Source organism: Arthrobacter sp. SLBN-112 (assembly GCF_006715225.1).
GTDB lineage: Bacteria > Actinomycetota > Actinomycetes > Actinomycetales > Micrococcaceae > Arthrobacter.
Window position 1 is genome coordinate 1780037 of sequence record NZ_VFMU01000001.1, and the last position, 25068, is coordinate 1805104.

25 protein-coding genes, 1 tRNA gene and 1 riboswitch are annotated in these 25068 nt (G+C 65.4%); of the genes, 15 read left to right on the plus strand and 11 right to left on the minus strand.

The window, feature by feature from the left end; genetic code table 11:
- From uxaC to FBY33_RS08385, 4 genes are all read left to right on the plus strand, one after another.
- Positions 1–1404, plus strand: coding sequence for a glucuronate isomerase (gene uxaC, locus FBY33_RS08370; RefSeq protein ID WP_142030174.1), 1404 nt, complete (start codon positions 1–3; stop codon positions 1402–1404).
- A 50-nt stretch (positions 1405–1454) separates the two neighbouring features.
- Complete coding sequence (locus FBY33_RS08375) at positions 1455–2900, plus strand: mannitol dehydrogenase family protein (RefSeq protein WP_235010487.1); 1446 nt, start codon at positions 1455–1457, stop codon at positions 2898–2900.
- A 65-nt stretch (positions 2901–2965) separates the two neighbouring features.
- A complete protein-coding gene (gene manD, locus FBY33_RS08380; protein ID WP_142030175.1) occupies positions 2966–4195 on the plus strand; it encodes a D-mannonate dehydratase ManD in 1230 nt (409 codons plus the stop codon).
- 55 nt (positions 4196–4250) lie between these two features.
- Positions 4251–6506 carry a gluconokinase, GntK/IdnK-type gene (locus tag FBY33_RS08385; RefSeq protein ID WP_142032663.1) on the plus strand — a complete coding sequence of 752 codons (2256 nt, stop codon included), beginning with the start codon at positions 4251–4253 and terminating at the stop codon, positions 6504–6506.
- 64 nt (positions 6507–6570) lie between these two features.
- Here the strand turns inward: FBY33_RS08385 and FBY33_RS08390 are convergent, their stop codons facing one another.
- A complete protein-coding gene (locus FBY33_RS08390; protein ID WP_142030176.1) occupies positions 6571–7158 on the minus strand; it encodes a Rho termination factor N-terminal domain-containing protein in 588 nt (195 codons plus the stop codon).
- Between the two features lie 165 nt (positions 7159–7323).
- Here FBY33_RS08390 and FBY33_RS08395 point away from each other — a divergent pair, with 165 nt between their 5' ends.
- Entirely contained in the window at positions 7324–7869 is a 546-nt protein-coding gene (locus tag FBY33_RS08395; RefSeq protein ID WP_142030177.1) for a GNAT family N-acetyltransferase, read from the plus strand.
- A gap of 45 nt (positions 7870–7914) precedes the next feature.
- Here the strand turns inward: FBY33_RS08395 and FBY33_RS08400 are convergent, their stop codons facing one another.
- Positions 7915–8100: a hypothetical protein gene (locus FBY33_RS08400; protein WP_142030178.1), complete on the minus strand. Its 186-nt coding sequence runs from the start codon at positions 8098–8100 to the stop codon at positions 7915–7917.
- A 34-nt stretch (positions 8101–8134) separates the two neighbouring features.
- On the minus strand, positions 8135–8362 hold the full coding sequence (locus FBY33_RS08405) for a hypothetical protein (protein WP_235010488.1): 228 nt from the start codon (positions 8360–8362) through the stop codon (positions 8135–8137).
- 357 nt (positions 8363–8719) lie between these two features.
- On the opposite strand from FBY33_RS08405, the gene FBY33_RS08410 reads away from it, so the two are divergent.
- From FBY33_RS08410 to FBY33_RS08420, 3 genes are all read left to right on the plus strand, one after another.
- Positions 8720–9112 (plus strand): hypothetical protein, encoded by a 393-nt coding sequence (locus FBY33_RS08410; RefSeq protein WP_142030179.1) that lies wholly within the window; start codon positions 8720–8722, stop codon positions 9110–9112.
- Between the two features lie 86 nt (positions 9113–9198).
- Positions 9199–9588: a hypothetical protein gene (locus FBY33_RS08415; RefSeq protein ID WP_235010489.1), complete on the plus strand. Its 390-nt coding sequence runs from the start codon at positions 9199–9201 to the stop codon at positions 9586–9588.
- A gap of 121 nt (positions 9589–9709) precedes the next feature.
- Positions 9710–10129: a DUF7793 family protein gene (locus FBY33_RS08420; protein ID WP_142030180.1), complete on the plus strand. Its 420-nt coding sequence runs from the start codon at positions 9710–9712 to the stop codon at positions 10127–10129.
- A 178-nt stretch (positions 10130–10307) separates the two neighbouring features.
- Here the strand turns inward: FBY33_RS08420 and FBY33_RS08425 are convergent, their stop codons facing one another.
- From FBY33_RS08425 to FBY33_RS08435, 3 genes are all read right to left on the minus strand, one after another.
- Positions 10308–10532: a hypothetical protein gene (locus FBY33_RS08425; protein WP_142030181.1), complete on the minus strand. Its 225-nt coding sequence runs from the start codon at positions 10530–10532 to the stop codon at positions 10308–10310.
- A 595-nt stretch (positions 10533–11127) separates the two neighbouring features.
- Complete coding sequence (locus FBY33_RS08430) at positions 11128–11388, minus strand: GlsB/YeaQ/YmgE family stress response membrane protein (protein WP_142030182.1); 261 nt, start codon at positions 11386–11388, stop codon at positions 11128–11130.
- 506 nt (positions 11389–11894) lie between these two features.
- A tRNA-Ser gene (locus FBY33_RS08435) sits at positions 11895–11981 on the minus strand.
- A gap of 174 nt (positions 11982–12155) precedes the next feature.
- On the opposite strand from FBY33_RS08435, the gene FBY33_RS08440 reads away from it, so the two are divergent.
- The 4 genes from FBY33_RS08440 to FBY33_RS08455 all read left to right on the plus strand — a co-directional run bounded on the left by FBY33_RS08440 (position 12156) and on the right by FBY33_RS08455 (position 16281).
- Positions 12156–13568: an HNH endonuclease signature motif containing protein gene (locus tag FBY33_RS08440; RefSeq protein WP_142030183.1), complete on the plus strand. Its 1413-nt coding sequence runs from the start codon at positions 12156–12158 to the stop codon at positions 13566–13568.
- Between the two features lie 170 nt (positions 13569–13738).
- Positions 13739–14773, plus strand: a complete 1035-nt coding sequence (locus FBY33_RS08445; RefSeq protein ID WP_142030184.1) for a zinc-dependent alcohol dehydrogenase — start codon at positions 13739–13741, stop codon at positions 14771–14773.
- A gap of 3 nt (positions 14774–14776) precedes the next feature.
- Positions 14777–15172: a 6-pyruvoyl trahydropterin synthase family protein gene (locus FBY33_RS08450; RefSeq protein WP_142030185.1), complete on the plus strand. Its 396-nt coding sequence runs from the start codon at positions 14777–14779 to the stop codon at positions 15170–15172.
- 2 nt (positions 15173–15174) lie between these two features.
- On the plus strand, positions 15175–16281 hold the full coding sequence (locus FBY33_RS08455; RefSeq protein ID WP_142030186.1) for a glycosyltransferase family 4 protein: 1107 nt from the start codon (positions 15175–15177) through the stop codon (positions 16279–16281).
- Here the strand turns inward: FBY33_RS08455 and FBY33_RS08460 are convergent.
- A complete protein-coding gene (locus FBY33_RS08460; RefSeq protein WP_142030187.1) occupies positions 16278–16784 on the minus strand; it encodes a nucleoside deaminase in 507 nt (168 codons plus the stop codon). The genes FBY33_RS08455 and FBY33_RS08460 overlap by 4 nt on opposite strands.
- Positions 16785–16839: 55 nt before the next feature.
- On the opposite strand from FBY33_RS08460, the gene FBY33_RS08465 reads away from it, so the two are divergent.
- From FBY33_RS08465 to FBY33_RS08475, 3 genes are read left to right on the plus strand one after another with little or no spacing between them, the layout of a single operon-like run.
- Positions 16840–17643, plus strand: coding sequence for a phosphatase PAP2 family protein (locus FBY33_RS08465; protein ID WP_235010490.1), 804 nt, complete (start codon positions 16840–16842; stop codon positions 17641–17643).
- Positions 17644–17655: 12 nt separating this feature from the next.
- Positions 17656–18291 (plus strand): uracil phosphoribosyltransferase, encoded by a 636-nt coding sequence (gene upp / locus FBY33_RS08470; protein WP_142030188.1) that lies wholly within the window; start codon positions 17656–17658, stop codon positions 18289–18291.
- 44 nt (positions 18292–18335) lie between these two features.
- Positions 18336–18785: a VOC family protein gene (locus FBY33_RS08475; RefSeq protein WP_235010491.1), complete on the plus strand. Its 450-nt coding sequence runs from the start codon at positions 18336–18338 to the stop codon at positions 18783–18785.
- Positions 18786–18965: 180 nt separating this feature from the next.
- Here the strand turns inward: FBY33_RS08475 and FBY33_RS08480 are convergent, their stop codons facing one another.
- From FBY33_RS08480 to FBY33_RS08495, 4 genes are all read right to left on the minus strand, one after another.
- Positions 18966–19685, minus strand: coding sequence for a hypothetical protein (locus FBY33_RS08480; RefSeq protein ID WP_142030189.1), 720 nt, complete (start codon positions 19683–19685; stop codon positions 18966–18968).
- Between the two features lie 5 nt (positions 19686–19690).
- Positions 19691–19851, minus strand: a riboswitch (cyclic di-AMP (ydaO/yuaA leader).
- 142 nt (positions 19852–19993) lie between these two features.
- The gene (locus FBY33_RS20815) at positions 19994–22156 is read right to left on the minus strand and encodes an ArnT family glycosyltransferase (protein ID WP_142030190.1); all 2163 of its coding nucleotides are present in this window, start codon (positions 22154–22156) and stop codon (positions 19994–19996) included.
- Positions 22153–23499 (minus strand): glycosyltransferase, encoded by a 1347-nt coding sequence (locus FBY33_RS08490; protein WP_142030191.1) that lies wholly within the window; start codon positions 23497–23499, stop codon positions 22153–22155. The genes FBY33_RS20815 and FBY33_RS08490 overlap by 4 nt, the downstream gene beginning before the upstream one ends.
- A gap of 82 nt (positions 23500–23581) precedes the next feature.
- Positions 23582–25057: a sensor histidine kinase gene (locus FBY33_RS08495; protein WP_142030192.1), complete on the minus strand. Its 1476-nt coding sequence runs from the start codon at positions 25055–25057 to the stop codon at positions 23582–23584.
- Positions 25058–25068: the final 11 nt, after the last annotated feature.

Consider the following 25068-nt stretch of genomic DNA (forward strand, 5'->3'; position numbering starts at 1 on the left):
ATGGGAACGCCGATAGCGGACCACCCGGACCGGCTCCTGCCGGCCGACCCCGGCGTCCGGGAGACAGCCCGTTCACTCTTCTCGAAGGTGGAAGGGCTGCCGATCATCTCCCCGCACGGGCACGTGGACGCCGCGGTCATCGAAGAAAACACCCCCTTCCCGGACCCGGCAGCGCTCCTGGTCACCCCGGACCACTACGTCACCCGGCTGATCCATGCGGGCGGGGTGCCCATGGACCAGCTGGGACTGGGCAGCCAGCCCGCGGAGTCACGGCAGGTGTGGCGGCACTTCTGTGAGGCGTGGCCCGCCTTCGAAGGAACGGCGTCCGGCTACTGGATCCGGCAGGAGTTCGCGCACGTGTTCGGCCTCGGGGAGGAGCCGTCCGCAGGGAACGCGGACCAGCTTTACGATGCCCTGCAGGCCAAACTCTCGGAACCGGGTTTCCGGCCACGGGAGCTGTTCAAGGAGTTCAACATCGAGGTGCTGGCCACCACGGATGACCCCCTGGACTCCCTGGACAGCCATGCCGCGCTGCAGGCCGATCCCGCTTTTGCCGGCCGCGTCCTGCCCACCTTCCGGCCGGACCAGTACCTGAACATGGCACACCGTGCCTGGCAGGACAATGTGGAGCGTCTCATCGCCTCCGCCGGGGACGGCGCCTCAGGTTACGCCGGATACATCAAGGCCCTGGAAGCGCGGCGCCGCCACTTCGTGGAGCGCGGGGCCGTTTCGGCGGACCACGGCGTCTTTACGCCAACCACGCTGAAGCTGGACGACGGCGAGGCGGAGCGGCTTTTCGAGCGCGGCAGGACGGGCCAGGCGAGCGCGCAGGACAGGGACGCTTTCGAAGCGCACATGATGTACCAGATGGCGCGGATGTCGGTGGAGGACGGGCTGGTCATGACCATCCACCCGGGCTCGTTCCGCAACCACCATGGGCCAACGTTCGACGCCTTCGGGGCGGACACCGGCCACGACATCCCGGTGGCGGTCAATTACACCGAGGCCATCCGCCCGCTGCTGCAGGACTTCGGAACGGCCAAGGACTTCCACCTGGTCCTGTTCACCCTTGATGAGACCGTGTTTTCCCGGGAGCTGGCCCCGCTGGCCGGCTTCTATCCTTCGGTGTACCTTGGTGCGCCATGGTGGTTCCTGGACGCGCCGGATGCCATGCTGCGCTTCCGGTCCGCGGTGACGGAGACGGCGGGATTCTCGCGGTCCTCCGGTTTCATTGACGACACCCGGGCCTTCTGTTCCATTCCGGCCCGCCACGACACGGCCCGGCGGATTGAAGCGTCCTTCCTGGCCCGGCTGGTGGCTGAGCACCGGGTCACCGAAGAACGCGCCCACGAACTGATCGTGGACATCGTGGACGCCTCGCCCCGGCGGGTGTTCAAGCTGTGAATGCGGCCCCGCCTGTCCCGGACCCTGTTCCTGCCCTGAACCCTGTTCCCGTGCTGGACCGTAGCCTGAAGCCGCTGCCCAAGGCCCCGGTGCGCATTGTCCACCTGGGCCTGGGAGCCTTCCACCGGTCCCATCAGGCCTGGTACACCCAGCATGCGCCGGACGCGGCCGAGTGGGGGATCGCGGCGTTCACCGGACGCCGCCCGGATGCCGCGGAGGCGCTCACCGCCCAGGACTGCCTTTACACCCTTGTGGAGAGGTCCGCCGGCGGGGACAGCTTCGAAGTGATCGGCAGCATTGTTGAAGCCGTGGATGGGGCCGACGTCGCCCGGCTCTGCCAGCTCGTCGCCGCCCCGGAAACTGCGGTCGTCACGCTGACCATCACCGAGGCCGCCTACGGCTTGGCGGCGGATGGAACGTTCGACGCCGATGCGCCGGGTGTGGCGGATGACCTCCGCGCGCTGTCGGCAGCGGCGGCCGGGGAGACTTCCACTTCCGGGGAGCCTTCCGCGCCCGGTGGGACTGCTGCTTCGGGCGAGGCAAGGGTGCCCGGCACTCCGTTGGGACGCCTGGTGTGGGCCCTGGCAGGCCGGAAAGACAGCGGCGCCGGACCGATCGCCGTCGTCAGTTGTGACAACCTTTCGGCCAATGGCGACGTTGCCCGCCGTGGCGTCTTGGGCATGGCCGCAGCCTGGGGCCAGGACCTGGTGGAGTGGATTGCGGCGAATGTCAGCTTCGTCAGCACCTCCGTGGACCGGATCACCCCCCGGACCACGGACGCGGACATGGCGGAAGTGGCGGAGCAATGCGGTTACCGTGACAGCTCGCCGGTGGTTGCCGAGCCGTTCCGGAACTGGGTGCTCAGCGGCGATTTCCCGGCGGGAAGGCCGCGCTGGGAAGATGCGGGCGCCGTAGTGGTTGATGACATCGAGCCCTACGAAAACCGGAAACTGTGGCTCCTCAACGGTTCACACTCAATCCTGGCGTATGCCGGTCAGCTGCGCGGGCACACCACTGTGGCCGAAGCCCTGGCCGACCCACTGTGCCGGAAGGCAGTGGATGATTTTTGGGACGAGGCCGCCAACCACCTGCGCGCCGAGGGCCTGGACATCCCCGGGTACCGGCAGGCGCTGCTTGAGCGTTTTGGAAACGCCCGGATCGCCCACCGGCTTGCCCAGATCGCTGCCGATGCCACCACAAAACTGCGGATGCGCGCCGTACCTGTCCTGGCAGCGGAACGCGCCGAAGGCCGCAGCGGTTCCGGCGCAGCCCTGATGCTGGCCGCCTGGATCGACTACGTGGCGGCGGCCGGGGAATTCCAGGATCCGCTGGCCGGAGAGATCCGGGGGGCCGATGCCCTTGAAAGCACAGACCGGGTCCAGGCCCTGCTCCGCCTGGTCAATGCCGGCATCGCCGAGGACGCGGACATCGTCTCCCTGGTCCACAGGTTGTGCGGGTCCTTTTCCGCAACAACTGCGGCCTCCACGCATACCTGACCCTGCTTTTTGAACCCCGCTTACTTGAATCCTGCTTTTACTTCCGGAAGGAACAGTTAATTCCCATGAAGATCGTTGCCGCCGATGTGTTTGTGACCAGTCCGTCCCGGAACTTCGTGACCCTCCGGATCACTACGGAGGATGGTGTGACCGGGATTGGTGATGCCACGTTGAACGGGCGTGAGCTGGCTGTTGCCGCGTACCTGCGGGAGCATGTTGCGCAGTTGCTGATTGGCAAGGATCCGCACCGGATTGAGGATACGTGGCAGTTCCTGTACCGGAGTGCGTATTGGCGGCGGGGCCCGGTGACGATGGCGGCGATCGCTGCGGTGGACATGGCGTTGTGGGATATCAAGGGCAAGCTTGCCGGGATGCCGGTGTACCAGTTGCTGGGCGGTGCGTCGCGGAACGGGTTGCGGGCGTACGGGCACGCGTCCGGGGCTGATATTCCGTCGTTGTTTGATTCGGTGCGGGAGCACCTGGAGCTGGGGTACAAGTCGATCCGGATCCAGACGGCGGTCCCCGGGATCAAGGCCGTGTACGGGGTGGCGGCGCAGGCGCAGGCCTCGGGGGAGCGGTACGACTATGAGCCTGCCGGGCGTGGTGCGTTCCCGCTGGAAGAGGACTGGGACACCCGTGCGTATCTGCGGCATTTGCCGACCGTGTTCGAGGCGGTGCGGAATGAGTTTGGGCCGGAGATCCCGTTGCTGCATGACGGGCATCACCGGATGACACCGATCCAGGCCGCGAAGCTGGGCAAGGCGCTGGAGCCATATGACCTGTTCTGGCTTGAGGACTGCACGCCGGCCGAGAACCAGGAGGGGTTGCGCCTGGTCCGGCAGCACACCACCACGCCGTTGGCGATCGGGGAGATCTTCAACACCGTGTACGACTTCCAGACGTTGATCAAGGAACAGTTGATCGATTACGTCCGTGCCGCGTCCACGCACTTTGGCGGCATTTCGCCGTTGAAGAAGGTGATGGATTTCGCCGCGCAGTACCAGATCAAGTCCGGCTTCCACGGGCCGACGGATATTTCCCCGGTGGGTTTCGCCGCGCAGCTGCATGTCGGGTTGGCGATCCATAACTACGGCATCCAGGAATACATGCAGCACTCTGCTAGGACCAACGAGGTCTTCGAGCAGTCCATGACGTTCACCGACGGGTACCTGCACCCGGGCGACAAGCCAGGCATCGGCGTCGAATTCAACGAAGAAGCCGCAGCCGCCTACCCGTACCAGCAGGCCTACCTGCCCTACAACCGCCTCGTCGACGGCACCGTCCACGACTGGTAAAGGAAGAACTGTGAGCAACAATCAACCCGGAAATGCCAAACCCCGTGTAGTGGTCATGGGCGTCTCCGGCTGCGGCAAGACCACCATCGGGGATCTCGTGGCCCGCGAACTGGGCGTCCCGTTCCTGGACGGCGATTCCCTCCACCCGGTGGAGAACGTCGCCAAGATGGCGGCCGGCACGCCGCTGACTGATGAGGACCGCTGGCCCTGGCTCGCCACGGTGGGCCGTGAGTTGGCTGCCGCGGGAGATGGCGGGATGGTCCTTGCCTGCTCCGCCCTCCGCCGCAGCTACCGCGACGCCATTCGCCAACAGGCTCCGGACACCATCTTCCTGCACCTGAACGGCAGCAAAGAGGTCCTGAAGGCGCGGACGGAAGGCCGCACCGGGCACTTCATGCCACCGGCACTGCTCGAATCCCAGCTCGCCACCCTGGAACCACTGCAGGAGGACGAACGCGGCGTAGTGGTGGACATTGCCGCGCCCGTCGCGGAAGTGGTGGCCGAGGCACTCAAGGGGATCGCCGCCGTCGTACGTCCTGCCAGTGCCGCGCCGGGCACCCGCCCGCGGCAGTTCGACGTCGACCTTGCGTCGGCGCCGTTCAATCTCGACGCCGACGCGATCGCCTGGGTGGAAGGCACCCTTGGTGCCATGACGCTTGAGGAAAAGATCGGGCAGCTGTTCATCAACCACAACAACGACTATTCACCCGAATACCTCGATGGTGTGCTGGAGAACTACCACGTGGGCGGCATGCGGTACCGCCCGGGTCCTTCCGCTGCCGTGCAGGAACACATACGTTACGCACAGTCCAAGTCCCGGATTCCGCTGCTGATTGCGTCCAACCCGGAGATGGGCGGCGCCGGCAGCTGCGACGACGGCACGTTTGTGTCCACGCACCTCCAGGCGGGTTCTCACCCGGACAAGTCCATTGCCCGGCAGATGGGCCAGGTGGCTGGGGTGGAGACGGCGGCGCTGGGGTGCAACTGGGCGTTCGCGCCGATCGTGGACATCCACTACAACTGGCGGAACACCGTCATTTCCACGCGGTCCTTTGGAAACACGCCGGAGATTGTGGTGGAGCGCGCCAAGGAGTACTTCGACGGCATCAGCGAATCGCCCACCGCCTGTGCCATGAAGCACTTCCCCGGCGACGGAATCGATGAGCGGGACCAGCACGTGGTCACGTCCTACAACACCCTTGGCTACGAGGAATGGAACCGGACCTACGGGCACGTGTACCGGGAGATGATTGCGCACGGCGTGCAATCCATCATGGTGGGCCACATTGGTGCGCCTGAGGTCTCCCGGCATTTCCGGCCGGGCCTTTCCGATGCCGAAATTCTGCCGGCCACTCTGTCCCCGGAGCTCCTGCAGGACCTGCTGCGCGGTGAGCTTGGCTTCAACGGCCTGGTCCTCACCGACGCCTCGCAGATGGTGGGCCTCACGCAGGCCATGAGGCGCAGGGACCTGGTCCCGGCCACCATTGCGGCAGGCTGCGACATGTTCCTGTTCTTCCGGAACCCGGCCGAGGACTTCCAGTACATGCTGGACGGGTACAAGTCCGGGGTCATCACCGAGCAGCGGCTGCACGATGCGTTGCGCCGGATCCTTGGGCTGAAGGCGTCTTTGGGGCTGCACCTGAAATCGGCGGACCAGCTGGTGCCGCCTGCTGACGTCCTTGCCGTGATTGGGAGTGCCGAACATCGTGCCATTGCTGCGGAGATCGCAGACAAGACCGTGACGCTGGTCAAGGACACCGCCGGGAACCTGCCCATTACGCCTGCAACCCATCCGCGGATCCGGTTGTACGGGATCTCCGGCGGGGCCGACTTCACCCGCGCTGACCCATTGGCCTACCTGGAGGTGGTGAAGGAGGAACTTGAAGTTGCCGGATTCGAGGTGTTTCTGTTCCGGACCGCTGAACAGCGCGAGGCGGCGGGGGAGACCGGCGTGAACTTCATGTCCATCATCTCCGAGGAAGCCACAGGGGACTACGCGGAGAAGTACGACGCCGCGTTTGTCTTTGCCAATGTCAAAGGTTTCGCGCAGGAGGCGGCCATCCGGATCAAGTGGTCCTCGCCCATGGCGGCGGAAATCCCGTGGTATGTCACGGAAGTGCCCACGGTGTTCGTGTCCCTGAACCAGCCGAACCACCTGATCGACGTCCCCATGGTCAGGACGGCCATCCACGCCCACGCCGGGACGCGGGAAGCCATCCGGGCTGCCGTGCAAAAGATCCAGGGCAAGTCCGAATTCCAGGGCACGTTCAACGAGAACGTGTTTTGCGGGTCATTCGACACCCGGCTGTAGGAAAGAACCGAAGGAGGCGCCACCGCAGCAGCGGTAGCGCCTCCTTCGTCAGTCCTGGGAGCCCTTAGGCGTCCTCGCGGTCCGGGTTCTCCAGGCGGAAGAAGTTGGACTGGTTTCCATCCGTCCTCTGCTCCTGGTAGATGAAATTGAGGCGGCGCTCGTCAAAGGTCTTGAACCATTCTTCCCAGCTGACTTCGCGCAGGTTGGCGTCCTTGTCCCGGAAATCGATGCGCAGGACGCCAAGGTGGTCGCCATGTTCGGTGCCGTCAACCGTCGCGGGCACGCCGCCGCGTTCTTCGGCCCACTGCCTGATGACCTCATGGTGGGTGGTTGCCAGGCTTCGGCCTTCGCGTTCGGGCTCCTCATCCGTGGAGGTGATTTCCTGCGAGTACTTCAACGACTTGGACGAGTCGTCGCCGTAGCGGACCTTGCCGCCGTCGGGGCCGGCGCCCGGGTCCCCCTTGCTGCGGTCCCCGCCTTCCTGCCGGGCTTTGGCAACCTCCTTCACCAGCTCTTCCTTGCGCATGCCGGACGTGCCGGGGACGTTCTCTTCCTTGGCTTCTTTGCGGAGTTCGTCCACCTTCATGTTGCGCAGTTCCGTTTCACTCACATTTGGGGTGTTCGGTGTCTGGTTACCCGGCTTCTCACTCATGGCAGGTCCTCCTTGTGCTGAACTCTTCGGCAAAATCGACAAATGATAAGGCTGCTTACTTTTCTAGCCGCTGCCGGATGATGCGTCAAGGACGGGTGCCCGGTGACAGATGCTCCACACATCCCGGCTCGGTCCGGTGCATGGGCAGCCGCGTAGTGTGAAGCAGTGAACTTTTCCTGCAAAATTTCTGAGGACGTTGTGCTCCGGCCCGTTGAGCAGGCGGATGCCGGGGCGCTGGCGGCGGCCTTTCAAGCGAACCGTTCACATCTCGCCCCATGGGAGCCGGTCCGGCCTGCGGAGTTTTACACCATCCAGGGCCAACAGGAAGTGGTTGAACGACGGCGGGCTGAGCTGGATTCGGGCACGGCACTTCCCATGGTGCTGGCGCGGGACGACGGCATCGTCGGGCTGCTGACCCTGAGCTCGATCGTGCGCGGTGCATTCCAGAACGCGCACCTGGGCTACTGGATCTCCCACGCATTCCAGGGCGCAGGGCTCATGACAGCGGCTGTGGGTGCCGCCGTCAATATTGCCGCAGCTGACCTCGGCCTCCACAGGCTCGAGGCCGCGACCCTGGTGCACAACACGGCATCGCAGCGGGTGCTGGAAAAGAACGGGTTTGAGGCCTATGGCACGGCGGCCGCCTACCTCCGGATAGCGGGCCAATGGCAGGACCACCGGATGTATCAGCGGATTCTCCAAGGCAATTGAACAGCATTGCGGACTGTTCGGTGATGACGTTACGGGTCCTGAGGATCAGGCGGCCGTTTCCTTCGACTGCTGATGGAAACGTCCGAGCCGCTGGAGGTACAGGTACATCCCGAGGAAAGTGATGGCCCCCAAAACCGCACCACCCCAGATTGCTATCGCCACAACGCTGATGGCCACCCCGTACATTGCGGCTAAGGCCAGCCAGTAGTTCCTGACGATGTTGTTGTCCATCAGCATCCTCATCTAAAGGGGCAAGTGGTTCACGCTATTCCTCCCGCCGGGCCCACGCATAGGGGTTTGGTTCGTGCCCCCCGCGCCGGCCTTGCTCAAACCCCTGTTGCCACGCCTTCCCGACCGCGGACACCAGGTCAGCCAGCAAGGGATAGTAGGGATGGTCAGGGCCGATGTAGATCATTTCGTCGGCGGCTCGGTCCACGGCGGCGCGGACCTGGTTCTCTGCAGCAGTACCGGCCATGGTGCCGCCTTCCTCCACGAAACTCCTGTGTCCGAATCGAAGGTAACGCCGAACCGCGGGAAGTGTCCACGGGTACTGGCCATTGGCCCCGTCTAGAACGACAAGGAACCGCCTTACCACCCGAACAGGGCAGCCGGACGAGGCCAGGGCAGGATCAAGCATGAGGAGAAGCGTCGGCTGGCGTAGGCTCGGGCTATGTTACAACTTGGGGGAGTACGGCACTGTTGTCTGTGGGCCGTTCCGGCGGCCATGGCTCTGCTTGGCGCCACAGTGGCGGGCTGCGAATACCAGGATGGGTCCACGCCAGCTGCACGCGCCACGCCTTCGGCGCCTGTAACGAACCCCTTGGCGGGGCCGCCCACGAAGCCTGCCGAGGTGGCAGTTCTCGAACAGGGCAACCGGACGAAGCTGGACGAGGTACTGGGTGTTCCGGTCTCGGACACCTACCTGGATGTGACGGAAGCAATCAGTGGCAGGATGATTTCCTTTGTCACGCGGGCATCCCTGCCCGCATCAGGCACCTATGTCATCACCACAGCCTGCATCGGCACCACTAACGCCAGACTGGTCCTCAGCCAGCGAAAACCCGGGAACGCAAGCGGTCAGGTTGACTTTTCCGAGGCGTTCGCGTGCGCCGAGCCTTCCAGCAGGACTCTTGACCTGCACGCCGGTGATGTCACTGTCGACGTCATCAACCTCAGCCCGGATGGATCCACTTGGGGGACCGGTGCCTTCGCCAATGTCCGCATCACTTCTTGGAAGCCCTAAGAAGGAAACCCGGAGCAGCCGCGCAGCAGGAGGCGTGCTGTAGACAAGCAGTTGACATGCAAGCGGTTAGGGGACAGGTGAAGTTCATGTCTGAAACGACCCGTCGGTGGGCGGGGACAAGCGCCTGGATCCTGCTCGTGCTCACCTCGATGATCGTGATCGGCTACGGCATCGTGCACGCCGGAATCTGGCTCTGGATGCCGACGCCGGCCGAGCGGGAGGCGTCCTGGGTCGGCAGCCTCTACATCTTCTTTGGTTGGCTGCTGTCCATTGGGGCCTCCGTCTGGTCACATCTCCGAGGCAATCCGGTGTGGGTGAGCATCTGTGTCGCACTGCCAGGGTTTCTCGTGGGCTGGGCAGACCTCGTCAGCCCATACACCCTCCTGCGCTTCCTGGCCGCCGTCGTGGCGTTCCCGCTGGCCCTCGGTGGCGTCGCCGAGGTCATTTGGGCCCGCGGCCACCGGCAGCGGGGATAGGAAAGGAACACCCCCGGATCATCAATGACAGGGCAAGAAAGTCATACCAGGTTCAGCGACCAAATCCCTGACCTTCGAGGACCCAATAAATGTAAAGAGGGCTTCGGAGAATCGGGACGGCATGAACAGCGCGAACAAAGTGGACAGCAAAGGCAAAGGCACCATGGAGTTGTCCGGCGGAGTTCTTTATGTGCGCTGGAAGCCAGGGGCATACATAGGCGTCGACGTAGCCAGGGCAGGCATCGCAGCCATTTCCACCCTCGGCCAGGGTGCCAGGTTGCCGATGCTGGTCGAAATCCAGGGTGTGACGCACTCCGCGGCTGCTCGAAAAGTCTTTCCCGACTCGTCCAGCGTCTCGCGCATGGCGCTCTTGGGTTCCTCTCCCGTTGACCGGGTGGTCGCCATGTTCCGCCTGCCCCTGTTGCCGGCCGGGTTCCCGATCAGATACTTCACATCCGAAGACAAGGCACTGGCGTGGATGCTTGAGTCAGGAGGAGTCAGACGCGATGCAAAGCATCCACTAGCCTGCTCTATCAGGTAAGCGGACTGACGCTACGTCCGTGCCGCCGTCACGTCAGGTTTTCGGGCCTCCACACCGGGCGCTCCTGCCATCGGCTGCGGTCGCGGCCAGGAATACCTGGCCGATCGCCGCTAAGGGTGCATATCGAAGGTAAATGATTGGATGTCGCCAATGGCCCTCCCGGCTGAACCGGGTCCTGCTACCGCCTGCTGCGGTCCAGGAGCCACGATGCGTCCACGTCCGCCGGCGGTCGCCGGCGAAGTTTTCTGATCAGGATGGAGAAGGGCAGGAGCAGCAGTTGCAGCACTCCGGCGACGACCAGCAGCACAAGGAACAAGATGATGTCCGGGAGGTATAGGAGGAAGATGCCTGCCGCAGCGGCGAAGTACCCGAAGGTGTACCCGAGGATCGTCCCGGTATCCATGTCTGCTCCAAGGAACGGCCACCGTCGAAGGGTGGGTGCTATTGAATTGGTGGCTGCCCGGTCTCTTACCGGGCCTCGTCAGTTCGACGGGGGTCTCCTCGTCAGCCAGGGGCCTTTTTGATGCGCAACCTGCGTCGCCTTCGGGACGGGGCTTGATCGGTCACGGGCCGGGCCCTTCGCCAGGCCCTGTGGGGGCGATCGCTGGTGGGGTGGGGAGGCGGTAGGGCTGATGCCACCCTTGAGGACCCTCTCCTACGACGCCTCATCTCCAAAACAACGAGAAGGGTCAAGCCGATCCAGGCGAAGGCGGCAACGAATATCAGGACCACCGATTGAGGCGTGCTCACGACGGCGTTCCTTGCCGTGCGGCGCTGAACAGCTGAAGATTAGGAGCTGGGGGATGGATGGACATGATGTCCCGGCTTTCCGCGGCTACCGCTTCGGCCGGCTTCACAACCAATGAGTAAACTATCCGCCTGTCACGGCAGCTGAGCAAGACGTAACGAATTTGAAGCAACTGCAGTGCGGGTGGACGCGGAAAGGGTGCGCCCCGTTCGCTGAGCGCACCCTCCTCGAAGCTTCAGTTGAGTGGCAGCTACCGGCGGACACTCCTGCGACCAGAGATTCCTTCCGCGACCCCGATGAGAAGAACTGCTGCGATGACGGCAACGATGAATCCAAGGAAGTTCAGTTCGAAGATGTTGCCGGTTCCCAAGAGGCTGGCGATAACACCACCGATAACGGACCCGGCCAGGCCCAGCAAAAGCGTGGCGACGATGCTCAGATTTTGCTTGCCTGGCTTGATGAGCCGGGCAAGGGCACCAATGACGAGGCCTGCAACGATGAAACCAATCATGACTTGCCTTTCCTTTGCGCTTCTCTCGAAAGGGGGGACAACGAAAAGGGTGCGCCCCGTTCGCTGAGCGCACCCTTTTCGATTCCCCTCGCACCGGATCCCCATCCGACTGAGCCCATCATAAGCATGCTTAGCATTGCATGCGCAAGCCCATCGAGTATTTGGTGACGGACTGCGCGTGCGGGGTCTCAGGGAGACGGCTTTCTCAAGCTCGTCCACGAACCCGGTCCGCGGCAGTCAACCTCCAGGCCACACCCTTGTGCAGGCGACAAAGGATTTAATCCAGGCGACCCCCGTCTTGTCCCCCCTGCCGGCCGCGCTGGTCGAGAGGTGGGCGGACCACGGACATGTGTCGCATCTGGCCGAACCTGACCGGTTCGCAGAACGTGTCGCCGAATTTGTGAACTCAGTCCGGTGTTACTGCTGGGTCATCGCTGAACCATTCCAGGCAAAGAAAAAGGCTCTGATTCCCTCAGTTATAAGGGAATCAGAGCCTTCCTCGTCAGCGGTGACGGTGGGATTTGAACCCACGTTGGCTTTTACACCAAACAACATTTCGAGTGTTGCACCTTCGGCCGCTCGGACACGTCACCAACCTCAATAGGGTACCGGAGCATGGCCCGCATCCCCAAAACGGGGGCCATGCCGGTGCCGTCTGCCGGATCGTCCAAAGGCCCGCTTTCCATGTCCGGCGCCACCGGTTGATCGTCTTCGGGACGCGATGGAGGCAGATCATCAATGTCACACCCCCTTGTCATGATGGGTTTATGGGGAAAGCGGCGGTGGCAAGGGCGTTCGAGGACATCAAGGCCGCCCTCGCTGTGCTTGACGCGGAAGTTGATGGGGCGGGTTCAGAGGCGTTTTCGGAGGCTGATCCGTTGGCGGGGTTGGCGGATGGTTGCCTTGATATTTTGGCTGGGTCCCGGGAGGTGGAGGCGGGGATCGCGGGGCTAAAGGTGAAGGCTGCGGTGCGGTACGCGGAGACTGCCCATGCTCTTGCGCCGCCGGATACCCCGGTGGTGGCGCAGGAGATGGCGGTCGCGGCGGAGATAGGGTGCGTGCTGGCGTTGGGTCCGCGGGCTGCGGTGTCGTTCCTTGCCACGTCCCATGCCCTGACCGTCGGTTTGCCGCGGACCTTGGAGGCTTTGCGGGCCGGGAGCCTGTCGTGGCAGCACGCCGTGGCCATGGCCGACGAAACCGCTGCCCTTGATCCTGCGGGCGCCGCGGCGTTGGAGGCCCATTTCCTGGACCCCAACGCACCTGACGCCATGCGGGGGTGCCCGGTGGGGGAGATGCCGGCGCACCGGTTCAAGGCCAAGGCCCGGCTCTGGCGGGAACGCCACCACGCGGAGTCGATCGAGAAGCGGCACGCCAGATCGGTACTGGACCGACGGGTAGAGTTTCGGCCGGACCGGGACGGGATGGCCTGGCTCTCGGCGTGCCTCCCGGCGGACCAAGCTGTGGCTGGCTGGAACCGGCTCACCGCTATTGCCCGTGGGATGCAGGGCCCGCACGAGTCCCGCACCATGCCCCAGCTGCGGGCTGACAATTTCGCCGAAGCGATCCTTGGCAGCAGCAACAGCACCGGCAGTGGTACCGGCCCCGCGGGGGTCCCGTCGCCGATCAGGGCCCAGGTGCTGGTGACGGTCCCGGTGTTTTCCCTGCTGAGTTTGACGGATGAGCCGGCGGTGCTGGACGGGTACGGGCCGATCCCGCCGTCGATGGCACGGCGCCTCGTTGCGGACGGGGCAGATTCGTTTCACCGCGTGTTGGTGGATCCGCGGGACGGGGCGCCGCTGGAGATCGGCAGGACCAGCTACCGAATCACGAAAGCGATGCGGGCCTGGCTGAGGATGCGGGAAGGCAAGTGTCCGTTCCCCGGTTGCAGCAACAACTCCTTGGACAACGACGCCGACCACATCCTCGCCTGGCACAAAGGCGGCACAACGGGGATCAGCAATTTGGGACAGCCCTGCCCCAAGCACCACAGGCTCCGGCACACCACAGGCTGGAAACCCACCCCGGCCAGCAAGAACGAACCACCCGGCTGGACCTCACCCACCGGCCGGCACTACAAAAGCGAACACCAGGACTGGGAACCACCACACTGGCCTCCCGGGTTCCTGCCCGGCCAACGAAGCCTCCTCGAGGAAGCACTCCTCCAGCATCTCGCCTCATAAACCGAAGCTGCTGCACTGGGGAGTGTTAATCCGCCGCGTGGCTAGTCGACGCCACCACCTTCCTGGAGGCGGGGGCGGCTGGCGCTGGCCTCCAGCCCATGCCGCGACACCCTGCCACCCGCCGTCGGACTTTCCCTGTCCATGCGCGTCCGATTAGATTCATCAGCAAGATGACAAATTCACAGACTCCGATCCACGCAACCGCATACTGGACCACTGCCAAGGAGCACGGCGAGCTGAGGCCTGAAGAGGTGCCCGCGCCGGGGCCGGGCGAAGCGCTGGTCCGTGCCCTGTACTCCGGCATCAGTAAGGGCACCGAAATGGTGGTCCACGCAGGAGCCGTGCCGCCGCGCGTCGCAGAAGAGATGCGGGCCCCGCACCAGGAAGGGAACTTTCCCGGACCCGTGAAGTTCGGCTACCTCTCTGTGGGAGTGGTGGAGGAAGGACCCGAGGAGTGGACGGGCCAGCGCGTCTTTTGCCTGAATCCTCATCAGGACCTCTACGTGGTCCCGGTGACCTCCCTGACCAGGATTCCCGACGACGTTCCATCCCGCCGTGCTGTCCTCACCGGCACGGTGGAAACGGCAGTCAATGCCTTGTGGGAAGCCGGGCCGCGGCTGGGCGATCGGATTGCCGTGGTCGGCGCCGGCCTTGTGGGCGGCATGGTGGCGACGCTGCTGCGCACCTTCCCGTTGCAGCGCCTGCAGCTGGTGGACCTCGACGCCGGCCGGAAGGAGCTCGCGGACACTCTGGGCGTTGACTTCGCACATCCGGATGACGCCCTGGCAGACTGCGACATCGTGTTCCATTGCTCGGCATCGCAGGAAGGCCTGGAGCGCAGCCTGCAGCTCGCCGGCGATGAAGGCGAGGTCATCGAAATGTCCTGGTACGCCAACCGGGAGGTCACTGTGCCGCTGGGGGAGGACTTCCACGCGAGGCGGCTGTCCATCAGAGCGAGCCAGGTGGGCATGGTGGCACGTGCACGCAGACACCGCCGCAGCAATGCGGACCGCTTGGACCTGGCTGTTTCGCTGCTCAAGGACCCCGTCTTCGATGCATTCCTGACCGGATCGTCCCGGTTTGAGAACCTGCCCAGTGTGGTCCAGAGCCTGGCAGATGGCAGCCTGGAAGCACTGTGCCACGTCGTTGAGTACCCCGCCAGCGAGAGCGGCCCAGCTGCCCACAACCCGGAAAACTTGAGGTAACCCATGTTCAGCCTGACCATCCGCCGCCACTTCATGATTGCCCACAGCCTTCCCCGTGAGGCTTTCGGTCCCGCCCAAGGCCTGCACGGGGCCACCTTCGTCGCCGAGGTGGCTTTCCGCCGTCGCGCCCTGAACGCCGACGCGATCGTCCTGGACATCGGCGCGGCCGGAACCATCATCGAGGAAGTGCTCGCCGGACTGAATTACCGCAACCTGGACGAGCACCCGGATTTCGAGGGCAAGCTCAGCACCACGGAAGCCCTGGCCGAGTACATCGCCCGGAAGGTGGCCGCACAGATCGAGGACACCGACGACGGCCGCGAACTCGCAGGAATCGACGTCACCCTGCGCGAGAACCCGGACGCCTGGGCCACCTACTCCCTGGACCTCACCGCCTAGCCATGCGCCCCATCCGGTTGCTGGTCCCCGGCAACATCCACCACAGCTCAGGCGGCAACGTCTACAATGCGCGCCTGGTTGCCGGGCTGCAGGAACGTGGCATCCAGGTCGAAGTGGTCGCCGTGGAGGGCAACTGGCCGGACGCCGGTGCGAAGGACCGGCGCCGGCTGGGCACCTCCCTCGGGGCATGGGGACCGGGGGAGGGCCCGGGGCAGGCAGTGACCATTGTGGATGGGCTGGTAGCGGTGGGCGCCCCGGATGAACTGGAGTTCGCGGCGAAGGCAGGGCGCGAAACATGGATTCTGGTGCATATGCTCGTTGAGGAAAGTTCCGGGGCTGCAGCACTGGAACGTGAAGCCAGGGCTCTCCGCGCGGCAACGGGTGTGATCTGCACCAGCAGCTCTTCAGCGTCGTTCCTCGTGGAGAGAGGGCTTCCGCGGGCGGAAGTTGTCCTTCCCGGAGCCAATCCCGCACCACAGGCACACGGATCCACACCCCCGCACGTGGCGGTGGTCGCCGCACTGCTGCCTAACAAGGATCAGCTGCTGACGGTGGAGGCCCTGAGGCACATTCAGGACCTTGCCTGGACGGCATCGCTCGTGGGCTCAGACCAGGCGGACCCGGACTACGCGCAGCAGGTCCGGGCTCTTATTACGGCCAACGGACTCAGCAAGCGGGTCCAGCTCACCGGCGAACTCAGCGGCGAAGCCCTTGAGGCTGAATGGGCGCGCACGGACCTGAGCTTGCTGGTATCACGGGTGGAAGCCTTCGGCATGGCTGTCACTGAATCCCTGGCCCACGGCATCCCCGTACTGGTCCGGTCAGGGACAGGGGCCGTGGAGGCGCTGGGGATGGCCGGACTGGCAACGGACGACGGCGAACCCAGCCTTCCGGGGGCAGCGCTTTTCCTTCCAGCCGGGGGACAGGAGAGTCCCGGCCTGCTGGCCGACGCCATGCGCGAGTGGTTGGTGGATGAAAGGACGCGCGAAAGCTGGCGGACAGCTGCGGTTGATGCGCGGACCAGGCTGCCGGGATGGGGCAAAACGGCTCAGGACGTGCTGGCCCTCCTCGAGGGACGCGATGACCAAGGAGAGCGGCAACAGCGCTAGCGGATGCTCCGGTGCGCCGCGAAAAACTCCCGCAGCACCAGCGCGCACTCTTCCTCGCGGACCCCGGGGTACACCTCAACCCAGTGGTTGAGCCGGCGTTCCCGGAGGATGTCGAATACGGATCCTGCGGCACCGGCCTTCTCGTCCCAGGCCCCAAAGACAACGCGGGGGATCCGGGCCAGGACAATCGCGCCCGCGCACATGGCGCAGGGTTCCAGGGTGACCACCAGGGTGCAGTCGGACAACCGCCAGCCGTCGCCCTTGCCGCCATCGAGCCGTGCCCTCTCCTTCAGTCGCGCGGCAGCCTCCCTGATGGCCACCACCTCGGCGTGGGCTGTGGGGTCGCCCAGTTCCTCCCGCTGGTTCCGTCCGGAACCCAGCACATCGCCGTCGGGCCCTATGACCACGGCGCCGATGGGCACATCCTCTGTGGCGAGCGCCCGGCGGGCCTGCGCCAGGGCAAGGCCCATCCAGGCATCGTGTTTCTTTTCGGGCAACCGCATGGCTCAATGATAGTTTCGGGGTTAGTCAGGTTACTTGCCGATGCCGGGAGGCACCATGGACACTCTTCGGGACCGCTTAGGTACTTGGTTCAAACCGTACGCGGCGCTGATCCTCACCATTCTGGTGGGCGGTGTGATCATCGTGTCCCTGGCGCTGCTTGGGTCCGAGGTCTATGACGACGTGGTGGACTCCGCCGGGCTGGCCAACCTGGACAAACCTGCCCTGGGGTTCGCCGAGACCCTGCGCAGCCCCTGGCTCGATGCGGTTGCCACGGGGTTCACCAACATCGGCGGCGGCATCGGGATGCCCATCCTCGCCAGCATCCTCACGGCATGGTTGACCTTCCTCAGCCGGAACTGGCGCCCCCTGATCCTGATCGGCGGCGCAGCGGCAGCGTCGGTCAGCGCCACCACCTTCGGCAAGAAGCTGGTGGGCCGTACCCGCCCGGACCATGCTGACGCCGTTCCCCCCTACGAGGATTCGCCCTCTTTCCCCAGCGGGCACACCTTGAACACCACCGTGGTCATTAGCCTGGTGATCTACCTCATCTGCCTTCAGTTCCATACGATGCGGGTGCGCGTCAGTGCCATCACCGCCGGTTCCCTCTTCATCATCGCCATGGGCCTGAGCAGGGTGTTCCTGGGCCACCACTGGCTGACCGACGTCATGGCCGGCTGGATCCTGGGACTGGCCTGGGTGGCCATCGTCATCCTGGCCCACCGGCTGTTCCACCTGGTCCGCAGGCGCGAACACATCGGCGCGGCGCCGTCGTTCGACCGTCCCATTGTCCGCGACGTGGTGGCCGAGGAATTGCACGACGGCGGATCTTCCGGACGTGGGAAGGGCAGCGCCGGGTGATAGTTTTGAGGGATGCGCACTCTCGTTGTTGACCACCCCCTGGTCGCCCACAAGCTCACCGTCCTGCGGGACAAGAACACGCCGTCGCCGGTCTTCCGCCAGCTGACGGAAGAGCTGGTGACCCTGCTGGCATACGAAGCAACGCGGGAGGTCCGCACCGAGCCGGTCACCATCCAGACGCCGGTCAGCACCACCATCGGCACCGCGTTCACCAAACCCACCCCGCTGGTGGTTCCCATCCTCCGCGCGGGTTTGGGCATGCTGGAGGGCATGACCAAGCTCGTTCCCACTGCCGAGGTGGGCTTCCTGGGCATGGCCAGGGATGAGGAAACGCTGGACATCATCACCTACGCCGAGCGCCTGCCGGAGGACCTCACCGGCCGCCAGGTCTTCGTCCTGGACCCCATGCTGGCCACCGGCGGAACCCTGCGCGAAGCCATTAAGTTCCTCTTCAAGCGTGGCGCATCCGATGTCACCTGCATCTGCCTGCTGGCCGCCCCGGAGGGCCTGGCCCGGCTGGAAGAGGAACTGTCAGGGGCCAACGTGCACATCGTCCTGGCCTCAATCGACGAGAAGCTCAACGAGAAGTCCTACATCGTACCGGGCCTGGGCGACGCCGGCGACCGCCTCTACGGCATCGCCGGGTAGATTTCACCCTTTTTCAATACAGTTCCCGCCGCTAACCTGTGCGGATGGACTGGAAACTCGAGCTTGTTTTTCTCCCCGTGTCCGACGTTGACCGTGCTAAGGACTTCTACGTCAACAAAGTGGGCTTCAACGCTGATTTCGACGAGCGGCCCTCGGACTCCATCCGCTTTGTGCAGCTGACGCCGCCGGGTTCGGCCTGCTCCATCTGCATCGGCGAAGGCCTCACCGACGCCCCTCCCGGCACGGGTTCCAACCTGCAGCTGGTGGTCAACGACATCAAAGCTGCGCATGACCACCTGAAAAACAACGGCGTGGATGTCAGCGACGTGGACGTGCAGGACTGGGGCCACTTCGTCTACTTCGCCGATCCGGACGGAAACAAGTGGGCCGTCCAGTACATCCCGTGGCGGAACACCGGACAGGACGCCGGTCAGGAGGCCGGACAGGACACTGCTCAGGGCACCGTTCAGGACGCCGGGCAAAACGCGGGTTAACCCAACCGCGGGCCGCATAATGATGATGCGGCCCGCGGAAGGCGCTGGAATTCCCCTGGTCTGCCGCTCCGGCAAGGCGGCCGACGGCGGGTGGCCGGGGACGCGCCGTTGGCGCCGCCATAGATGGGGAGATTCAGCGGAAGGTTCGCCCCGGCGGCGCTGCCGCCGGGGGAGCGGTTCCTAGTACCAGTTGTGCGCCAGGTGGAAGTTCAGCGCACCGCAAGGCGACTGGTAGCGCTCCTGGATGTAATCCAGGCCCCAGTTGATCTGCGTGCGGTAGTTGGTAAGGTAGTCCGCGCCGGCGCTGGCCATCTTCTCGGCAGGCAGGGACTGGACAATGCCGTATGCCCCGCTGCTGGCATTGGTGGCCGTGGTGGTCCAGTCCGATTCCTTGGTCCACAGCGTCTGCAGGCACTGCATCTGGTCCGGTGCCCATCCAAAGGTCCCCAGCTGGCTGGCGGCGTACGCCTGGGCGCCGGCGGGATCGTTAACCGCGACGACGGTAGCCGGCTCAGGTGCGGGGGCAGGCTCGGGAGCGGGCGCCGGGGCAGGGGCCGGCGCTTCGGGCGCTGCCGGTGCTGCAGCGGGGGCTGGTTCCGCTGCCTGCGGTGCCACGCTGATCTCGGCGGGAGCCGGGCTCGCTGCAGGGTTGGAACGGATTTCGCTCTTCTCGATGCTCATTTGAGCGTCTGACGCAGCAGTGGAAGAGTTGGACCCGGTGGACGACGCCGGAGTCATGCTGCTGGTGGCCTGTCCTGCCGCGCCCACCCCCACCAGCACCGCACAGGATGCTGCAAGGACGGCCGCGCGCTGGCCCAGGGTGGTCTTCTTTGCCTGCTGCTTGGCCCGGTGTTTAGCGTTGGCCTGCAGCAGACGTGCTTCTGCCGTGTTTTTGGACATGATTGATCGCCTCTCACACCTGCGGAGTTAGCTGTCGGGTTCGGATGAGGGCATCCGGCTGTACGGAAAGATCACGTACTGGCTTAACCCCAAGGGCATTCAGTGCCCGGGACGGTGGGTCCCCCGCCTCTGCCGTAGCTCAATCGGAATCCGGGGAAGCGGCAGAGCTTGGCGTCAACCCGGGATATGCGGCCCGAACGGGGACCGCACCCAATCGACGGTACAGGAAGAACACTGCAAAGTCACATTTAGGTAACGGAAGTCACGATGACCAGCGCGTCGAATTGCGGAACTTGCCGCGGGTTAGGTCATTTCGGCAACTCACCAAATGCCGGACCGTTACCTGGCCCTGCGTGCTGCCGGGTGAGTTGGTACACGGCGGAATTGCCTACGGCCCGGGCCTGGAAGTTGGCCTGGACCCACGCAGCCACCTCGGAGTTGCCGCCCCGGCCGCCCCCGCCCATACCGCCTCCGGCCATGCCCCCGCCTTCGATGAAGTAGCCGATCTCTCCCTTGGCCACCATGGCCTGGAACTCGGCGAGCGTGGGGTATGGGTCGCCGCCGTTCCAGCCGCCGATGGCAATGACGTTCGTGTTTGTGGCGAGTTCCAGGCTGGCTGCCTGGCTGGCGCCGGACACAATCGCCGACCATTTTGTGGTGGTGCCCGCCAGAAGAGCCGTTACTGCGGCATCTGCCGTTCCTTCACCCGGTGCACCCGCACCACCAGGGCCGCCCGCACCAGCGGGACCGCCGTCAAAGCCGTTGGCAGCGTCAAAACCATCAGCCCCGGTAGCCGGGTCCGCGGCAGCATCCGTGCCGTCAGCCCGGTCGCCGCGGAAACTGGCGGCGCGGCCAGCGAAGCCAGCCGCAGCCGAACCCGCGGGCCCCGACGTCGGAATGGAGCCTGAGTGGGCGGAGGCAGCGGTGGCAAGGGTCCACGCGCCGGTTCCGAGTCCTCCGGCCAGGAGGGATACGACGACGACGGCGGCCGCGCCGGCCCGCCGGAACCGTCCGGAGGTGCCCAGTGTGTCGAGGCGGAGGAGGAGTGCGGCGGCCGCCAGGACACCCAGGGCGATGATGGTGACGCGAAGCCAGGGGAGCCACGACGCGTCGCGGCCCAGCAGGACGGTGGACCAGATGGAGGTGCCAAGGATGGCGGCGGCCAGGAGGGTCCGGGCCGGCCAGTAATCCCGGCCGCGCCACAGTTCCACGCTGCCGATGCCCACCAGCGCTGCGACCGCCGGTGCCAGTGCTACCGAGTAGTACGGGTGAACGATGCCGCTCATGAAGCTGAAGACGCCCGCGGTGACCAGCAGCCAGCCGCCCCACAGGATCAGTGCCGCACGCACACGGGAGGTGCGGAGTTCCCGGCGGGTGAACCACAGGCCCGCCACCAGCAGGACCAGGGCGGCAGGCAGCAGCCAGGACACTTCGCCGCCAAAGCTGGTGCCGAACATCCGCAGCAGGCCCGCAGTCCCGCCGAATCCGGCGTTCCCGCCGCCAAAGCCGCCTCCGGATCCGCCGGCAGTATCCCCTGCTCCGCCGCCGGGCATGCCCTCGCCGGAACCGGTGATGCGGGCCAGACCGTTGTAGCCGAAGGTCAGTTCCAGGAAGCTGTTGGTGCTGGACCCGGCCATGTACGGCCGCTCGGAGGCCGGCGTCAGCTGGAAAAGGGCGATGTAGCTGCCGGCAACCACCAAGATTCCACCCAATGCGCCCAGCAGGTGCGCCAGCCGGCGCCCGATCGAGGTGGGGGCGGCCCAAATGTAGGCGAGTCCCAGCGCAGGGACGATCAGGAAGCCCTGCAGCATCTTGGTGAGGAATGCCAGGCCAATCACGGCCCCCGCAGCGACAAGCCACCTCCATCCCGCCCGTTCGATGGCGCGGGTGGTGAAGTAGGCAGCGAACACCAGGCAGAGGGTGAGCATGGCGTCCGGGTTGTTGAATTTGAACATGAGCGCAGCCACCGGCGTCAGCGCCAGGGCGCCGCCGGCGAGCAGGCCTGCAGCCGGTCCGGAAACGCGCTTGACGGCCAGGTAGAGGAAGCCGACGGCGGCCACCCCCATGAGTGCCTCCGGAACCAGCATGCTCAGCGGCGAGAATCCGAAGATGCGCCCTGCAAGGGCGGGGATCCACAGTGCTGCCGGCGGCTTGTCCACGGTGATGGCGTTGCCGGCGTCCAGCGAGCCGAAGAGGAACGCGGTCCAGTCCTTGGTGCCGGCCTGGATGGCTGCAGCATAGAACGAGTTTCCGTAACCGGTTGCTGCCAGGTTCCAGAGGTACAGGACCGCCGTGGCCACCAGGAGCCCTGCGGCGGAAGGCCGTACCCAGCGGGGCTGGACGCCTAAGGTGTAGCGGGTCCAGCGGGATCGCGGCACAGCCGACCCGGTCATGGACACCGCGTGTCCGGATGACGAGGGTTGCCGGCCGGCGGCTGAACCGGCGTCTGCGGGGGAGACGGTGGAGGTCATGATGCTGCCGTTTCTCTGGAAGGGGTGGTGTCTTTCGTGGCCCTGTTGCTGCTGTTGCCGCGGAACACCCACAGCCGGAACAGCAGGAACCGGGCCGCCGTGGCCGCTAGGTTCGCCGCCACAACGGTGAGGACTTCCACCCACCGGTCGGTCGTCGTCGTCCGGTGTACCAGGGCGAGTGCTCCCGAGGTGAGCAGCAGGCCCAGGCCGAACACGATCAACCCCTCGAAGTGGTGCCGGACCGGGTTGCCGCCCTGGATCCCGAACGTGAAACGCCTGTTGGCGCCGGTGTTGGCCACGGCGGTGACCAGCAGCGCCAGGAAATTGGCCAACTGCGGATCCATGAAACCCCGGCAGGATACGAAGATCAGCAGGTATGCCAGGGTTGAAGCGGCGCCGATGGCGGCGAAGCGGACCAGCTGGCCGAAGAGGCTGCTGGCGGCTGTCTGCTCATGCGCCCGTGACGACGCGGGAACCGGGCCCCGTGCCAGGGCCGCCCGCAGCTCCGGCACCGGAATGCGGCCGAAGACCAGGTCACGGGTGAGCCGGGCCATTCCCCGGACATCGGAAAGTGCCGTGCGGACCACATCCACGCTGGAGTCTGGATCGTCAATCCAGTCGACGGGGACTTCGTGGACGCGCAGGCCGCAACGTTCGGCGAGGACCAAAAGCTCGGTGTCGAAGAACCAGGACGTGTCCACAGTGTGGGGCAGGATCTGCTGGGCGACGTCGGCGCGGATCGCTTTGAACCCGTACTGTGCGTCGCTGAACCGAGCGCCCATGAAGGAGTGCAGCATCAGGTTGTAGCTGCGTGAAATGAACTCCCGCTTGGGCCCACGGATCACGCGGGAGTTGCGGGTCAGCCGGGTGCCGATGGCCAGGTCCGAGTGCCCGGAAATCAGGGGCGCCAGCAGCGGGGGCAGGGCAGCGAGGTCGGTGGAAAGGTCCACGTCCACGTAGGCCAGGACCGGTGACGGGGAGGCCAGCCACACGTTGCGCAGGGCGTTCCCGCGGCCTTTTTCGTCAAGGTGGACCACGACGAGCTCGGGAAACTCCCGGGCCAGCCGCTCAGCGATTTTCAGGGTTCCGTCCGTGCTGGCATTGTCTGCGACGGTAATCCGGAAGCTGTGGGGGAAGGTGTCGACCAGGTGCGAGTGGAGCCTGCGGAGGCATTCCTCAAGGTCGCGTTCCTCGTTGAAGACGGGAACGGTGACATCGAGGACGGGGACGGCGGTGCGGGTGTCCACGGGGGCCCGCCGCACGGCATGCGCTCGGAAGGGAAGGTCCGGCGACGCCACCGCGGCGTCCTGCAGGGTTCCTGAAGGGGAGTCGGTGAGCGTCATGCATCAAGAGTGGCGCCGCCGGATTTGAGAGCTTTAGGCGCAACCTGTGACGTGCCTGTGTAGTCTTGCCCCGCCGTCGCGATCAGGGCGTGGCGGGGCCCGCAGCGGGAAGGCGGACGGCGAACTCGGTCCTGCCCGGCCGGGAGACCAGTTCCACGGTGCCGCCATGGGCCATGGCGATGGACTCCACGATGGACAGGCCCAGGCCGGACGAGCCCTCGGAGCCGGAGCGGGCGGCGTCAGCCCGGGTGAAGCGCGAAAAGATGCTGCCCTGGAATTCGGCGGGGATGCCGGGCCCGTCATCGGTGACCGTGACCACCACGCTCCCGTCTGCGGAGCGCATCAAGCCGGTGGTCACGGTGGTGCCGGCCGGTGTGTGCTTCCGGGCGTTGGAGAGCAGGTTGGCCAGCACCTGGTGCAGCTGCGTGGTGTCACCGCGGACGGTAACGGGTTGGTTGGGCAGCTGCAGCTGCCAGGTGTGGTCTGAAGCCATGACCTTTTCATCACTGACCGTTTCGATCACCAGTTGGGAAAGGTCCACATCGGTGGTCTCGGTTGCCTTGCCCTCATCCAGGCGGGCCAGCAGCAGCAGGTCCTCCACCAGTGCGGTCATGCGCTCGGACTGGCTCTGCACCCGCCCCAGCGACTTCCGGCCGTCCTCGGTGAGGGTCTCGGTCATGCGCATCAGCTCGGTGTACCCGCGAATGGCGGTCAGCGGCGTCCTAAGCTCGTGCGAGGCGTCGGCAACAAACTGGCGCACCTTCATCTCGCTGCGCTGCCGGGCTTCGAGCGCCCGGGAGACGTTGTCCAGCATCAGGTTCAGGGCGTGGCCCACGCTGCCCACTTCCGTATTGGGATGGGCGGCCGACGGTGGCACACGGACGGCGAGCGCCACCTCGCCGGCGTCGAGGGGCAGCTTGGAAACCTTGGTGGCGACGTCGGACAGCTGTTCCAAGGGGCGCATTGTCCGGCGGATCAAGGCGGTGCCAACCAGGCCGATCAGGACCAGCCCGCCCAGCGAGACCAGCACCATGGTGAGCACCAGTGAGGCTTCGGTGGCTTTCTTCGTGGCCAGTGGGAGGCCCGTGATCACCACGTCGCCGTACGGCGTCTCGGTGGCCATCAGCCGGTAATCGCCATTGGACAGCTCGCGGTCCACCGGCACGCCATTATGGGGGAGCGCCTGCAGGGCCGCCACATCCGAGGAAGTCAGGGCCATGCGCGTCGCGTCGGAAGACAGGAAGCCTGCCTCCCGGCTGATCTGGCCGTTGATCACGCGTGCGTTAAGCGTGCCCACGCTTTGACCGCGCGCGTCGAGCGGGTCAGGCCGTCCGGACGGGTTGCCCTCCGGTGGCCGCCCGCGGGAAGCCTGCATCAGCTGGTTGTCCAACTGGTTGGTGAGGACCACGTCCATGGAGGCGTAGCTGACCACCCCGATCGCGCCTGAGATGGCCACCAGCAGGGCCATGGACAGCAGGATCAGGCGGGTGCGGAGGTGCCAGGTGGAGGGGTTGAACCAGGACCGGCCGGTGGGCCGGGGGACACCGGAAAGAGACACGCGTTTCCTTT

What these genes read in the sequence shown, in the direction of transcription:
- uxaC (WP_142030174.1), top strand. Translation starts at nt 1, where the DNA reads ATGGGAACGCCGATAGCGGACCACCCGGACCGGCTCCTGCCGGCCGAC.
- FBY33_RS08390 (WP_142030176.1), bottom strand. Translation starts at nt 7,158, where the DNA reads ATGAGTGAGAAGCCGGGTAACCAGACACCGAACACCCCAAATGTGAGT.
- FBY33_RS08460 (WP_142030187.1), bottom strand. Translation starts at nt 16,784, where the DNA reads ATGCGGTTGCCCGAAAAGAAACACGATGCCTGGATGGGCCTTGCCCTG.
- FBY33_RS08465 (WP_235010490.1), top strand. Translation starts at nt 16,840, where the DNA reads ATGGACACTCTTCGGGACCGCTTAGGTACTTGGTTCAAACCGTACGCG.
- FBY33_RS08400 (WP_142030178.1), bottom strand. Translation starts at nt 8,100, where the DNA reads ATGGACAACAACATCGTCAGGAACTACTGGCTGGCCTTAGCCGCAATG.
- FBY33_RS08430 (WP_142030182.1), bottom strand. Translation starts at nt 11,388, where the DNA reads ATGATTGGTTTCATCGTTGCAGGCCTCGTCATTGGTGCCCTTGCCCGG.
- FBY33_RS08425 (WP_142030181.1), bottom strand. Translation starts at nt 10,532, where the DNA reads ATGGATACCGGGACGATCCTCGGGTACACCTTCGGGTACTTCGCCGCT.
- FBY33_RS08455 (WP_142030186.1), top strand. Translation starts at nt 15,175, where the DNA reads ATGCGCCCCATCCGGTTGCTGGTCCCCGGCAACATCCACCACAGCTCA.
- FBY33_RS08385 (WP_142032663.1), top strand. Translation starts at nt 4,251, where the DNA reads ATGGGCGTCTCCGGCTGCGGCAAGACCACCATCGGGGATCTCGTGGCC.
- FBY33_RS08440 (WP_142030183.1), top strand. Translation starts at nt 12,156, where the DNA reads ATGGGGAAAGCGGCGGTGGCAAGGGCGTTCGAGGACATCAAGGCCGCC.
- FBY33_RS08415 (WP_235010489.1), top strand. Translation starts at nt 9,199, where the DNA reads ATGTCTGAAACGACCCGTCGGTGGGCGGGGACAAGCGCCTGGATCCTG.
- FBY33_RS08475 (WP_235010491.1), top strand. Translation starts at nt 18,336, where the DNA reads ATGGACTGGAAACTCGAGCTTGTTTTTCTCCCCGTGTCCGACGTTGAC.
- FBY33_RS08490 (WP_142030191.1), bottom strand. Translation starts at nt 23,499, where the DNA reads ATGACGCTCACCGACTCCCCTTCAGGAACCCTGCAGGACGCCGCGGTG.
- FBY33_RS08445 (WP_142030184.1), top strand. Translation starts at nt 13,739, where the DNA reads ATGACAAATTCACAGACTCCGATCCACGCAACCGCATACTGGACCACT.
- manD (WP_142030175.1), top strand. Translation starts at nt 2,966, where the DNA reads ATGAAGATCGTTGCCGCCGATGTGTTTGTGACCAGTCCGTCCCGGAAC.
- FBY33_RS08450 (WP_142030185.1), top strand. Translation starts at nt 14,777, where the DNA reads ATGTTCAGCCTGACCATCCGCCGCCACTTCATGATTGCCCACAGCCTT.
- FBY33_RS20815 (WP_142030190.1), bottom strand. Translation starts at nt 22,156, where the DNA reads ATGACCTCCACCGTCTCCCCCGCAGACGCCGGTTCAGCCGCCGGCCGG.
- upp (WP_142030188.1), top strand. Translation starts at nt 17,656, where the DNA reads ATGCGCACTCTCGTTGTTGACCACCCCCTGGTCGCCCACAAGCTCACC.
- FBY33_RS08420 (WP_142030180.1), top strand. Translation starts at nt 9,710, where the DNA reads ATGAACAGCGCGAACAAAGTGGACAGCAAAGGCAAAGGCACCATGGAG.
- FBY33_RS08480 (WP_142030189.1), bottom strand. Translation starts at nt 19,685, where the DNA reads ATGTCCAAAAACACGGCAGAAGCACGTCTGCTGCAGGCCAACGCTAAA.